Source organism: Paenibacillus sp. LC231 (genome assembly GCF_001860525.1).
Lineage (GTDB): Bacteria > Bacillota > Bacilli > Paenibacillales > Paenibacillaceae > Paenibacillus_AQ.
In genome coordinates this window covers 244,100-256,493 of record NZ_JFOM01000005.1, presented here as the reverse complement: position 1 = coordinate 256,493, position 12,394 = coordinate 244,100, and the positions used below count along the sequence as shown (strand labels likewise).

Annotated in this window: 13 protein-coding genes; all 13 read left to right on the top strand. The window is 47.5% G+C overall.

Annotated elements, in window-relative coordinates:
- The first annotated feature begins 3 nt into the window (after window positions 1-3).
- The 13 genes from AK95_RS02750 (at window position 4) to AK95_RS02690 (ending at window position 12,258) form a co-directional block, all read left to right on the top strand.
- A complete protein-coding gene (locus tag AK95_RS02750) occupies window positions 4-669 on the top strand; it encodes a redox-sensing transcriptional repressor Rex (RefSeq protein WP_071218374.1) in 666 nt (221 codons plus the stop codon).
- Window positions 644-1,945, top strand: a complete 1,302-nt coding sequence (locus AK95_RS02745) for an amidohydrolase (protein ID WP_071218373.1) — start codon at window positions 644-646, stop codon at window positions 1,943-1,945. Before AK95_RS02750 ends, AK95_RS02745 begins: the two co-directional genes overlap by 26 nt.
- Before the next feature lie 31 nt (window positions 1,946-1,976).
- Window positions 1,977-2,495 carry a cell wall elongation regulator TseB-like domain-containing protein gene (locus tag AK95_RS02740; protein ID WP_071218372.1) on the top strand — a complete coding sequence of 173 codons (519 nt, stop codon included), beginning with the start codon at window positions 1,977-1,979 and terminating at the stop codon, window positions 2,493-2,495.
- Window positions 2,496-2,758: 263 nt separating this feature from the next.
- Entirely contained in the window at window positions 2,759-3,292 is a 534-nt protein-coding gene (locus AK95_RS02735) for a hypothetical protein (RefSeq protein ID WP_071218371.1), read from the top strand.
- Complete coding sequence (locus AK95_RS02730; RefSeq protein ID WP_071218370.1) at window positions 3,285-4,787, top strand: AAA family ATPase; 1,503 nt, start codon at window positions 3,285-3,287, stop codon at window positions 4,785-4,787. Before AK95_RS02735 ends, AK95_RS02730 begins: the two co-directional genes overlap by 8 nt.
- Window positions 4,788-4,921: 134 nt before the next feature.
- Window positions 4,922-5,794 (top strand): 3-hydroxyacyl-CoA dehydrogenase family protein, encoded by an 873-nt coding sequence (locus AK95_RS02725; protein ID WP_071218369.1) that lies wholly within the window; start codon window positions 4,922-4,924, stop codon window positions 5,792-5,794.
- The gene (locus AK95_RS02720; protein ID WP_071218368.1) at window positions 5,791-6,999 is read left to right on the top strand and encodes an acetate/propionate family kinase; all 1,209 of its coding nucleotides are present in this window, start codon (window positions 5,791-5,793) and stop codon (window positions 6,997-6,999) included. The genes AK95_RS02725 and AK95_RS02720 overlap by 4 nt, the downstream gene beginning before the upstream one ends.
- Before the next feature lie 30 nt (window positions 7,000-7,029).
- Window positions 7,030-8,325, top strand: coding sequence for an asparagine--tRNA ligase (gene asnS / locus AK95_RS02715; protein ID WP_071218367.1), 1,296 nt, complete (start codon window positions 7,030-7,032; stop codon window positions 8,323-8,325).
- Between the two features lie 18 nt (window positions 8,326-8,343).
- Window positions 8,344-9,093: a DnaD domain-containing protein gene (locus tag AK95_RS02710; RefSeq protein WP_071218366.1), complete on the top strand. Its 750-nt coding sequence runs from the start codon at window positions 8,344-8,346 to the stop codon at window positions 9,091-9,093.
- Between the two features lie 143 nt (window positions 9,094-9,236).
- The gene (locus tag AK95_RS02705) at window positions 9,237-9,926 is read left to right on the top strand and encodes an HAD family hydrolase (protein ID WP_235612969.1); all 690 of its coding nucleotides are present in this window, start codon (window positions 9,237-9,239) and stop codon (window positions 9,924-9,926) included.
- Window positions 9,927-9,953: 27 nt separating this feature from the next.
- Window positions 9,954-10,610, top strand: a complete 657-nt coding sequence (locus AK95_RS02700; RefSeq protein ID WP_071218364.1) for an HAD family hydrolase — start codon at window positions 9,954-9,956, stop codon at window positions 10,608-10,610.
- A gap of 283 nt (window positions 10,611-10,893) precedes the next feature.
- Window positions 10,894-11,163: a CD3324 family protein gene (locus tag AK95_RS02695; protein WP_071218363.1), complete on the top strand. Its 270-nt coding sequence runs from the start codon at window positions 10,894-10,896 to the stop codon at window positions 11,161-11,163.
- A gap of 144 nt (window positions 11,164-11,307) precedes the next feature.
- Window positions 11,308-12,258: a phosphotransferase enzyme family protein gene (locus tag AK95_RS02690; RefSeq protein WP_235612968.1), complete on the top strand. Its 951-nt coding sequence runs from the start codon at window positions 11,308-11,310 to the stop codon at window positions 12,256-12,258.
- Window positions 12,259-12,394 lie beyond the last annotated feature (136 nt).

Below are 12,394 nucleotides of genomic sequence, written 5' to 3'. Positions count from 1 at the left end.
TGCATGAAATCGGAAAAAATTTCGGAAGCCGTGGTCCGCAGATTACCTGTATACTTGCGCTATTTGAATGAGCTTCAGAAAAGGGAGGTCTCCACGGTTTCCTCCCAGGAACTGGGGCAGAAACTGGACCTCAATCCTGCTCAAATTCGTAAGGACCTAGCGTATTTCGGTGATTTTGGACGGAAAGGGATCGGATATGACGTATCTTATCTGATCGAGAAAATTCGCCAGATTCTAAAGCTGGACCAGAAGATCAATGTCGCATTGATTGGGGCCGGTAATCTTGGACATGCATTATCGAATTACAATGCATTTCTGAAGGACAATATGAAGATTGTGGCGGTTTTCGATTCGTATTCTCCCAAAGTTGGTATGAAAATTAACAATTTGGTCGTACAGCCGATGGAGGAGCTGGAGAAGACGGTTCATGAGTACGGCATTCGTATCGGGATTATCACCGTTCCGGATTTTGAGGCGCAGAATGTAGCGAATCAACTTATCGCGGCAGGCATCGAGGCTATCCTGAATTTTGCACCGACCATCCTGAAAGCTCCAGCCCATATCCGGATTCATACGGCAGATTTTACTACGGATTTGCAGAGTTTGGCCTATTATTTGGATAACGGCAAGGAGGATGCAGCACATGACGACAACGAAGTGGATGATTAAAAACGGAACGTTTGCAGTACTAGAGGAAGGCAGATCCGTGTTACGCGGATATATGGTCGTTGAGAACGACCGGATCACCTACCTGGGTGAAGAAGAGCCGACTGTCCAAGAGGGAACAGAAATCATCGACGGAACCCAACTGTTTTTCCTGCCTGGATTGGTGAACACGCACGGACATGCGGCCATGTCGCTTCTTCGCGGGTATGGCGACGATCTGGCACTACAGGTATGGCTTCAGGAAAAAATGTGGCCGATGGAAGCCAGATTCACGGCCGACGATGTATACTGGGGAACCTCACTCTCCGTGCTGGAGATGATCAAAGGCGGAACCACGACATTTGTGGATATGTATGATCATATGGATCAGGTTGCAAAGGTAGTGGAGGACTCAGGCATGCGCGGCGTTCTGACACGCGGTGTCATCGGATTATGTCCGCCTGAGGTGCAGCAGCAGAAGCTGGATGAGGCGGTTGCATTCGCGAAATACTGGCATGGTCAGGCTGACGGTAGGATTACGACGATGATCTCACCGCATGCACCCTATACGTGCCCGCCGGATTTCATCGAAAAATTCGTGCAAGCATCACATGATTTGAATTTGCCTTTGCATACGCATATGTCCGAAACGGAAACGGAAGTAGCTCAAAATGTAAATGACTACGGACTTCGCCCTGTTGCCCATCTAGAGAAGCTTGGCATGTTCTCCCGTCCAACGCTGCTTGCGCATGCCGTCCATCTAACCGATGAAGAAATCGAAATTCTGGCCAAACATCAAGTTATGGTTTCGCATAATCCAGGCAGCAATTTGAAGCTTGCCAGCGGCATCGCTCGCGTGCCTGCACTGCTGAAAGCCGGGGTCACCGTGTCTTTGGGTACTGATGGACCTGCCAGCAATAATAATCTGGATATGTTTGAAGAGATGCGGCTGGCCGCACTGATCCATAAAGGAGTAAGCGGGGATCCAACCGCAATTCCAGCATCCGAAGCGCTTCGGATGGGTACAGAATATGGAGCCAAGTCAGCCTTCCTTACGGATATTGGTACGCTTGCGGTAGGTATGAAGGCAGATATGATCGCACTGAACACGGATCAGGCGCACTTCCTTCCGAAGACGGATTACATTTCTCATGCTATCTACTCCGCCAGTGCGAAGGATGTTGAGCATGTATGGGTTGACGGCAAGCAGGTAGTGAAGAATGGCGCGAGTCTTACTCTCGATGAGGAACGTATCCGCCGGGAAGCGCAGCGTGCCTTTGAGCGTCTTACAACCCTCTAGGGAATAATCAAGGGGAGCGAGGAAGACGGATTTGAAGAAAAAAACGAAGTGGATATTGCTGAGTGTATCCGGCGTGCTGCTGTTACTGCTTGGTTTACAGCTCTATTATTCATATGTGATGAAAGATGCTTGGAATGAAGAAAGAATGGCAATTGCTGCCGCCAAACAACATGGCCAATTGGTTACGTCCGGGAAGACCTATAAATCGGTGTGGGGCGAGGACAATAACTACTGGGTGATAAGCGGGAAGGATCAGGACAATCAAGACCGTATGGTATGGGTGAAATTTACGGATGACAACGTACCTGTTGCAGGTGCCGAGGCTGTCCAATCCGTTTTGCTGAATACGGGGTTGTCTGAAGACCAGATGCGGGATCAGATTTATAACGAATTGCCTGGCGTAGAAATTAAGCGGCTGCTGCCTGGAATGTATGAGGGCGAGTATGCTTGGCAGCTGCAGTATGAACACAACGGTCAGCGCGGTTATCGGTTTTATCGTTTTCAAGACGGTAACACCATCGGTAATGACATTATTCTTCCAAATCAATAAATAAGAAGGAGAGAGGGGCCCTTTAATATTCGCGGGTTCCTCTCTTATTTCTCTATAATTGTAAGCGTATTCAGAAATAATATGGAAAAACTGTTCTAAATATTTTCACAGACATGCATGAAAAAGTATATAAGATGTGATATACTCATACTTGTACAAAATGAGCATATAAACTACATGCATCCCTATATATCGTTGTTATATGTATTATTGTGTTGCAGCATGATAGACAAAATTTCATACAGAAATGAAGGAGGAACTTCATGAAACTACGCATTGTACCTATCGTGCTGACTGTCGTGATCTCAGCATCGGTTCTCTTTGGCGGATGGTTTCTGTATCGGCAGATGGCTTTGCAAAATCCGCTGGCCAATGTTGTGTCACAATATGACGGCGTGAAGGATTCACATATAGATATTAAACAGAATACCGTTACTTTGAATCTTGATTTGGCTCCGGATACAAATTTGCAAGGCCTGGTCCAGCATATTAAGAAGGAAGGCAAGTCTGTGATTGGCAATCGGGAATTGAAAATCCAGGTGGAGGACCATTCCTCGGAAGCACTGGATCAATGGTGGGAGAAGGCGATGCTGTCAGTCGCTGAAGCGATGGATAATAAGCAGTATACCGATATTCAATCATCGCTCGAGCAGCTTGCTGCCCAGTCTCCGAATTTGAAAGCTAAAGCAACGATTGATGACACCAACGTCTATGTCAGCTTGTCAGACGGCAAGTCTGGTAAATTTATAATCTTGCCGCGTCAGTCTGGCAACATGGAGGTGTGGAATCATGCCTAAATTAGCTAAAGAAATCATGTTAGGCTTTATTCCGGTTTTGCTGGTATTCCTTGTGTTTGTCGGCGTGAACATCGTGCCCTTGCTCATCGCTGCAGCACTTGTAGGCGGCTTGTTGTTTATCGCGAAGATGAAGGGCGGCATCGCTGTAGGCGCAGCGAATGAGCGGAAGCGGAAAAAGAGCGGACCTGCCAAGCTGACGTTCGAAGAAATCGGCGGGCAGGATAATGCCAAGCAAGAGCTGCGTGAAGCACTGGATTTTCTGATTCGTCATGAAGACATTAAGAAATTCGGCATTCGTCCATTGAAGGGCATTCTTCTCACCGGGCCTCCGGGAACAGGGAAGACGTTGATGGCTAAAGCCGCTGCCCATTACACGGATTCGATCTTTGTTGCTGCATCCGGCAGTGAATTTGTTGAGATGTATGTCGGTGTTGGTGCAGGGCGCATCCGGGATTTGTTCAAGGATGCTCGTAACCGTGCGGCAAAGGAAAACAAGCAAAACGCCATTATCTTCATCGATGAGATCGATGTCATTGGCGGTAAACGCGAAGGCGGCCAGCAGCGCGAGTACGACCAGACGCTGAATCAGCTGCTAACCGAGATGGATGGCATCTATTCGCAGGATACTCCTCGTATTCTGGTTATTGCCGCGACAAACCGGAAAGAAATGCTGGATAGCGCACTGCTGCGTCCAGGGCGTTTCGACCGTCACATTCAGGTCGATCTGCCGGATAAGAAGGGACGTACTCATATCTTGAATCTGCATGCGGGCAATAAGCCGTTGCATGAAGATGTTGACTTGGAGAAAATCGCCGAGGAAGCATACGGCTTCTCGGGCGCACAACTCGAGAGCGTCATGAATGAAGCGGCCATTTACACGATGCGCGAGAATGAACAGTTTATCCATCAGCGTCATTTGTCCATGGCGATTGACAAGGTAATGATGGGTGAGCGTTCCGACCGTGAATCGAATTTGGAAGAGAAGAAGCGCGTTGCCATACATGAATTGGGACATGCTATTATGGCAGAGCTTGTGCGTCCCGGCAGTGTGAAGCAAGTTGCACTCAGCCCGCGTGGTAAAGCGCTAGGTTATGTTCGTCATAATCCGCAGGAGGAACAATATCTATACACGAAAACCTTCCTGGAAGAGCAAATTATGATCGCGCTTGGCGGTGCGGCCGCCGAAGAGATCTTTTACGGAGGCCGAAGCACAGGTTCAAGCAATGACTTTGAGCAATCGCTGAACATCGTGGAGACGATGATGAAGTCAGGTTTGACGTCGCTGGGCATTGTTAACATGAACATGGTAACAACTGAAGAGTTAATGAAAGAGAATAATGTGATTTTGGAAGAGTTAATGAACCGCACCAAGAATCTCTTGGAACAGAAACGGCCAATATTCGACAATTCTCTTGATATCCTGTTGAAGGAAGAAATTCTCTCGGGGGAACAATTTCGTTGTCAATTTCGTGAAAACGCGCTTTTACCAGCATAAATTGTTATGCTGGTTATTTTTTTTTACTTTTTTGTCGTGCTAAGATATTATTATACTTTGTGCTCTGAAAATGTATTTTTCGACAAATGGGGTACAATAAAGTATAGAGATAAGGAAAGGGTGGAGTAGAAACCATGTACTTCAAAAAAATCGGCGTCGTAGGCGGCGGGACTATGGGGCAGGGCATTGCGGAGATGCTGGCAGCCAAAGGTCTTGACGTACTGCTCGTAGAGAAAACTCCAGAGAAACTGGACTATTCATACCGAATGATCGAGACCAGTCTAGATAAACAATTGGAGAAGTGGGGAATTACCCAAGCAGAGAAGAAATTGATACTGAACCGGATTCAAAAAGTAACTCATTTTGCCGAGCTTAGCACCTGCGATATGGTGATTGAAACCATTATAGAGGACTTGGAAGCGAAGAAAGAGGTCTTTACACAGCTTGATCAAGTATGTCCGAGCCATGTGATATTAGCAAGTAATACATCCACGCTTAGTTTGACGGAGCTCGCCAGCTCTACCAAATATCCTGAGCGTGTTATTGGCATGCACTTCATTCATCCTGTTTCCAAGGTAGACCTTGTTGAGATCATCCGCGGTCTGAAAACTTCCGATCATACGTTTACGGAAACGAAGCGCTTTGTTGAAGAAGTTTCGGATAAAAAAGGCATCATGGTATATGAGTCTCCAGGTTTCGTTACAACCCGCATGATTACCCTCATGATCAATGAAGCGATGCATTTGCTGCAAGAGGGCGTGGCTTCGGCGGAGGATATCGATGACGCAATGAGAATCGGGTATAACTTCCAGCATGGACCGCTTGAGATGGCCGACCGTTTCGGTTTGGATTCCATTCTCGCTGCGCTGGAGCGCATGTTCCGCGAGTACGGCGAACTGAAATACCGTCCATCGATTGTCTTGAAGAAACTGGTCCGCGCAGGGCAACTGGGCGTTAAAACCGGAGAAGGCTTTTTCAAGTACGATAAGGATGGTGACCGGGTATGAATATTCTCGTAATTAATGCAGGCAGTTCTTCACTGAAGTATCAACTGTACAACATGACGGATGAATCCGTGCTGGCAAAAGGCTTGGTCGAACGGATCGGCATGGATTCCTCGATTCTGACGCATAAGCCGACGGGAAAACAGGATGTAACCGAAGTCAGCGAAATTTTGGAGCATACCACGGCCATCCGCAAAGTGCTGGGCATGCTCACGAACGAGGAGCATGGCGTGATCGATTCCATCGGCAGCATTCAGGCCGTTGGACACCGCGTCGTGCACGGCGGGGAGTCATTTAAAGAATCCGCGCTCGTTGACAGTGACGCCAAAGCGGAAATCCGCCGCTTGTTCGATTTGGCTCCACTTCACAATCCCGCATCGATGATGGGGATTAAAGCAGCAGAAACCAATATGCCGGGCGTCCCGCAGGTCGTTGTATTTGATACGGCGTTCCATCAGACGATGCCGGAGAAATCATACCTGTACGCTATTCCGAGAGTACTTTATAATAAATATAAAGTACGTCGTTACGGTGCGCATGGCACGTCCCACGCCTATGTCAGCCAGGCAGCGGCAGAATTCCTGAACCGGCCGCTGGAGGATCTGAAGATCATAACCTGCCATATCGGTAACGGTGCTTCCCTGACAGCAGTAAAAGGCGGAAAATCCATCGATACCTCTATGGGGATGACCCCGCTGGAAGGGCTCATGATGGGCACGCGCAGCGGTGATTTGGACCCTGCAATCGTACCGTTTGTCATGAATAAGGAAGAGCTGACCGTCAATGAAGTGAACTCCATGCTGAACAAGCACAGCGGCTTGCTGGCGATTTCCGGAATCAGCAGTGATATGCGTGAGATTACGGAAGGCATGGAAAAAGGCGATCCGAACTCCACATTGGCCTTTGAAATGTATGAGTATCGCCTTCGTAAATACATCGGATCTTACGCTGCCGTCATGAATGGCGTGGATGTCATCGTATTTACTGCGGGCGTCGGCGAGAATTCGGTCGTTCTTCGTCAAAGAGTGCTTGAGCAGCTTACCTATCTCGGAGTAGAATTGGATGAGGAGCTGAACAGCATTCGTTCCGGCGAGCCACGCCGTATTTCTGCGGCGAATTCGAAGGTCGAGGTACTTGTGATCCCTACCAACGAAGAACTGGTTATTGCTCGGGATACGCATCGTATCGTACAAGCTTCCAACCGTTAAATAGTAGTGATATAAGGGAGAGATTTAAGCATGGCCACCAAAAGTGTGATTCGTAACGTCAACCAGCATGTCGGTGAGACCGTCACGATCGGCGCCTGGATCAACAACAAGCGTTCCAGCGGAAAGATCCAATTCCTGCAGCTTCGCGATGGATCCGGATATATCCAGGGTGTTGTTGTGAAGAGTGAAGTATCCGAACAAGTATGGGATGACGCGAAAAGCCTGACACAGGAAAGCTCGTTGTATGTGACGGGTGTAATACGTGAAGAGCCGCGGAGCCAATCGGGTTACGAGATGACGGTTACCGGCATTGAAATCATACATCTTACGGAAAACTATCCGATTACGCCTAAAGAGCATGGTGTCGATTACTTAATGGACCATCGTCATCTGTGGCTTCGTACCCAGAAACAACGTGCGATCATGGTAATCCGTGCTGAAATTATCCGCGCGGTTCAAGATTACTTTGATTCCAACGGATTTACGCTGGTGGATCCGCCGATTTTGACCCCAACTTCCGCGGAGGGTACAACGAACCTGTTCCACACGAAGTATTTTGATGAGGATGCTTATTTGACCCAGAGTGGGCAGTTATACATGGAAGCTGCCGCTATGGCGCTCGGTAAGGTTTATTCCTTCGGTCCGACGTTCCGTGCCGAGAAGTCCAAAACTCGCCGTCACCTAATCGAGTTCTGGATGATTGAGCCTGAGATGGCCTTCACGGACCATGAGGAGAGCCTTCAGGTACAGGAGCAGTTCATTAGTCATGTGGTGCAATCCGTGGTTAAAAACTGCCGCCAGGAGCTTGAAACGATCGGTCGCGATATTTCGAAGCTGGAGGCGATCCAGGCACCATTCCCGCGGATTACGTACGATGAGGCCATTGAATTCCTGCATACGCAAGATTTCGATATTCCTTGGGGTGAGGATTTTGGCGCGCCACATGAAACGGCCATTGCCGAGAAGTATGACAAGCCGGTCTTTATTACCCATTACCCTGCGGGAATCAAGGCTTTCTACATGAAGCCGGATCCGAATCGTCCGGAAGTCGTTCTGTGTGCGGATATGATCGCTCCGGAAGGTTATGGCGAGATTATTGGCGGATCGCAGCGGATCGACGATCCGCTGCTGCTTGAAGAGCGCTTCAAGGAGCATGATCTGTCGATGGAAACCTATCAATGGTATATGGATTTGCGTAAATACGGCACCGTTCCTCATTCCGGCTTCGGTCTAGGTCTTGAGCGTACCGTTGCCTGGATTTGCGGTTTGGACCATGTGCGTGAAACGATTCCGTTCCCACGGACTCTGTATCGGTTGTATCCGTAAGCCGTGAGAGGTGAGTCTATGGACCACGACGGTAACGTGGACACAGGCGTGAATGGGTGGACGGCCGGCGCCGCTGCCGGCATGAGCCAAGGAATGGCGATCATTCCTTATGCCTTGCTCAAGCATTACCGGTCACTTGGTTTAAGCGACCGTGAAGCCATGCTGGTCATTCATTTGATTGGTTATCAGCAGGTGGAGTTCAAGGCGTTTCCTTCGCTGGAGGAGCTTGCGGAAGTGACGGGGGCTCCCACTGAATTCATCGCTACCAGCTTGCAGCGCTTGATGAAGGTAGGGCTGATCGGGATTGATGAGTATGTTGACGAAACACAGGGGATTCATTACGAGCGCTACAATCTCCACGGATTGTATGAAAAACTCGCTTCATGTCTGGCTGAAGAGCACAAGGAAAAGACCCCTGAAGGAACCAAGTTTGCGTCTCCGCTTTTGAATGCCCGCCCTGCTACCAGCAAATCAGCTGTTTCGGGGAATTCTGTTCCTGAGAAGGAAGAGCGGAATTTGTTCACCATTTTCGAAAAAGAGTTTGGCCGCCCGCTGTCGCCCATGGAGCTGGAAACGATCTCCGGCTGGGTTGATGCGGATCGCTATCCGGACGAGTTGATCCTATTGGCTCTGAAAGAAGCGGTATTTGCGGGTAAACTGCATTTCCGCTACATTGACCGGATCCTGCTTGAATGGAGCCGCAACCGTGTGCGTACCGCACAGGATGCCAAAGCCTATACGCAGAAATTTAGAAATATCGGAAGATAGATCAGAAGCACGTCCGCTACGGGCGTGCTTTTTTGTGTGCATGATCTGTTCTATTCATGCAGTTTAAGTCCTATGATTAGCAGGAGAACTTCTCTGGATCAACGAATGGATATAGGTGCAGCACGCTAGAAGGGGAGTTGGAGATGAGATACAAGGCCATTATTTTTGATCTGGATAACACGTTATTAGACTATAGTCAGAGTGAAAGGACATGCATGCAGCAAGCACTGGAGCACTACCGGCTGCATGAGGATCTGACGTGGGAGGAATTCTGGAGCACGTTTGGACCGATTAATTTTAATTATTGGATGAAGCGAGTTCAGAACAATCACGATATTAGGCAGGTGCTGGAGCATTCTTTCACGGATACCTTCTTAAGGTTGAAGCGAGAGTTCAATCAATTCAGGGAGATATCGGAAACCTACTGGGGGTTATTTTGCAGTTCCAACCATATGGAGCCTAATGCCGACCATATTTTGGAGCATCTGCATGGTGACTTTGCGCTAGGTGTCATATCCAACGGTATTGGCGAAGCACAGCGTAAACGCCTGACAACAGGAGGATTGTATCATTATTTTGACTCCTTCATCATTTCGGATGAGGTGAAGTGCTGGAAGCCGGACCCGCAGATTTTTGAACTCGCATTGCAGGAATTGGCGGTAGGTCCAGGCGAGGTGTTATACATAGGGGATTCGCTTACGGATGATTATGAAGGAGCAACGAGAGCCGGAATTGATTTTTGTTTTTATAATCGCCGGGGTACCCCTTTAAGTGATCATCATCGTCCTGCCTATATGATCAGGGATCTCCTGGAGATCAAGGATCTGGCTTAGGAATCATGCATGGAGGAGGATAATCTAATGAGATACAATCATATTTTATTTGATTTGGATGGCACCTTGACTGATCCGCGTGAAGGCATTACGAAAGCCGTAAGTTATGCACTCGGTCAGCATGGGATTATCGTAAACGATCTATCCGAGCTGGAATGTTTTATCGGTCCTCCGCTCCAGGAGACCTTTACCGAAAAATATCATTTTAGTGAAGCCGAGGCTTGGGGCGCCGTATTGAGCTACCGTGAATATTATAAAGACACCGGCCTTTATGAAAATGAGGTGTATGGTGGAATACGTGAACTATTGGGTTTGCTGTTATCCCAAGGGCGCCGCTTGTATGTCGCTACCTCCAAACCTACGGTTTTTGCCGAAACGGTCCTTGAGCATTTTCAGCTATCCGCTTATTTTTCCATGGTGTGCGGGAGCGAACTGGACGGTTCCCGGTCCGCCAAGACTGAAATCATTCAGCACGTTCTGGATACATGCCGGATTCATACATCGGAAGCCGTTATGATTGGAGACCGGAAGCATGATCTGATTGGAGCGCGGAACTGCGGGATACACAGCATTGCTGCAGGGTATGGGTATGGTTCCGAAGAGGAGCTGGCGGCATGCGAGCCCACCTATTATTTTAAAACCGTGGAGGAAATGCTTCGGTCGTTTGCAAGCTTAGCGGTTTAATATCGGCTTATCAGGATGAGACTGAGCCCTTCGATTTTTCGCTTAACATCGGTTATAATGGTCATAACCAGTCGGAATGTCATAATTTGTGAAGGGAGGGGGAAGATCATGATGGGAAGATTGCAGATGTGCTCTATGCAAAGTCTATATGATGAACAACGGCGGTTGTTTGCATGGAGCGATGAGAAAGTTACCGCCTGATTACCTCGTGTAGAGAGGCCGTTTATCTAATGGACTTTGCATCCTTAAAACCTTTATTTTAATTTTAAGGAGCAGAGCTACCATGAAATATATAAACGCGGATATTATCCTTCCAGAGGAATTGTTGAAGGAAGTACAGAAATATGTACAGGGCGGGATGGTGTATATCCCGAAACCTGAAGGGTTACGCAAGAAATGGGGAGAAAACTCGGGCAGCCGGGTGTATTTGAAAAAAAGAAACCTGGAAATCCGGCAGTTGTTTGCGTCGGGCGCTACGATTGACCAGCTTTCTTCTCAATTTTGTTTATCCTGCGATTCCATCAAAAAAATTGTATATACCAAAAACAAGTAATGCAAAGTCACATTGGAACTGATTCTGATGTGGCTTTTTCTTATGTATAAAAGTCATTTTAAACCAATCGTTATATAGGAAGTACAGCTGCTGAGCAATTATAATCATTCAAGAACGTTCAAACCATAGAGCAGAGGTGAGTACATGAATGATTTTTTTCAATTTGTAACAGAAGAACAAAGATGTGCGCTGCTCGCAAAAGCCAAAAGGGTTGCAATATCGGCACTTCAGCAATATAACCTGAGCTGGGTTAAGATTGAATATATCGGTATTTCGGACACGATTACATATAAAGTTAGGACGAGCTTAAATGAAACATACTTATTGAGAATTCATTCGGATCGACGGTCCTGTAATGAAATAGACCTGGAGCTTCAATTCCTGGAAACCCTTATTACAGCAGGTATCAAAGTGCCGACAGGTATAACCACTCCAAGTGGGTTAAGATGGTTGAAAATCGGTACGGAGGATGGATTCACCTCCACCCATATCACCGTGATGAAATGGGTGGAGGGTGTGCATGCCCATGAAGCACTTACAGAAGATCAAGCTTATCAGGTAGGTGTCTTGATTGCCAGACTGCATGATGCTGCACTTGGCTTCAAAAGATCCTCTGATCTTCGTAAGCCCGTATGGGGGATGAACAGTTATAGAGAAGCGCTCGCCAAGCTGGAACGATATGCGGGAACTTTTTTGTCGGAAGTCTCATGGTCACTGTATCAACTCGCAGCTGAAAAAGTTATATCCCAACTTGATCATATGAAGGCTGATGATTACAACTATGGTCTTATTCATGCCGATTTGCATTTGGGGAATGTGGTATTTGAAGGGGAAGTTCCTCACCCGATTGATTTCGGTAGATGTGGCTATGGTTTTTTTCTCTACGATCTGGCGGCGGTTATGTTATCACTTGTTCCGTACCAACGGTTTAAAGTGCTTCAAGGATATGAAAGCATACGGTCGTTGGGATCGGATTATTTTCAGTCTCTGGAGTGTTTTTTCATCATGATTATGATGGAGAATTATAGCCACCATGCCTCCAATCCAAGAGAGACAGAAAGTATAAAGGGTGAGCAAATCTATGCCCTAGCATAATTCATGAATATTTGCACGGACGCCCGTTTCTGCTGAATGTGGTAGAGCCCATAGAAATAGACGATGCACCAATCTCTAGTTGATCCGGCCATAATAGAAAGGTATCATGATATCATAATACGTGATACAGAATGGG

What these genes read in the sequence shown, in the direction of transcription:
- AK95_RS02750 (WP_071218374.1), top strand. Translation starts at nt 4, where the DNA reads ATGAAATCGGAAAAAATTTCGGAAGCCGTGGTCCGCAGATTACCTGTA.
- AK95_RS02745 (WP_071218373.1), top strand. Translation starts at nt 644, where the DNA reads ATGACGACAACGAAGTGGATGATTAAAAACGGAACGTTTGCAGTACTA.
- AK95_RS02735 (WP_071218371.1), top strand. Translation starts at nt 2,759, where the DNA reads ATGAAACTACGCATTGTACCTATCGTGCTGACTGTCGTGATCTCAGCA.
- AK95_RS02730 (WP_071218370.1), top strand. Translation starts at nt 3,285, where the DNA reads ATGCCTAAATTAGCTAAAGAAATCATGTTAGGCTTTATTCCGGTTTTG.
- AK95_RS02725 (WP_071218369.1), top strand. Translation starts at nt 4,922, where the DNA reads ATGTACTTCAAAAAAATCGGCGTCGTAGGCGGCGGGACTATGGGGCAG.
- AK95_RS02720 (WP_071218368.1), top strand. Translation starts at nt 5,791, where the DNA reads ATGAATATTCTCGTAATTAATGCAGGCAGTTCTTCACTGAAGTATCAA.
- asnS (WP_071218367.1), top strand. Translation starts at nt 7,030, where the DNA reads ATGGCCACCAAAAGTGTGATTCGTAACGTCAACCAGCATGTCGGTGAG.
- AK95_RS02710 (WP_071218366.1), top strand. Translation starts at nt 8,344, where the DNA reads ATGGACCACGACGGTAACGTGGACACAGGCGTGAATGGGTGGACGGCC.
- AK95_RS02705 (WP_235612969.1), top strand. Translation starts at nt 9,237, where the DNA reads ATGAGATACAAGGCCATTATTTTTGATCTGGATAACACGTTATTAGAC.
- AK95_RS02700 (WP_071218364.1), top strand. Translation starts at nt 9,954, where the DNA reads ATGAGATACAATCATATTTTATTTGATTTGGATGGCACCTTGACTGAT.
- AK95_RS02695 (WP_071218363.1), top strand. Translation starts at nt 10,894, where the DNA reads ATGAAATATATAAACGCGGATATTATCCTTCCAGAGGAATTGTTGAAG.
- AK95_RS02690 (WP_235612968.1), top strand. Translation starts at nt 11,308, where the DNA reads ATGAATGATTTTTTTCAATTTGTAACAGAAGAACAAAGATGTGCGCTG.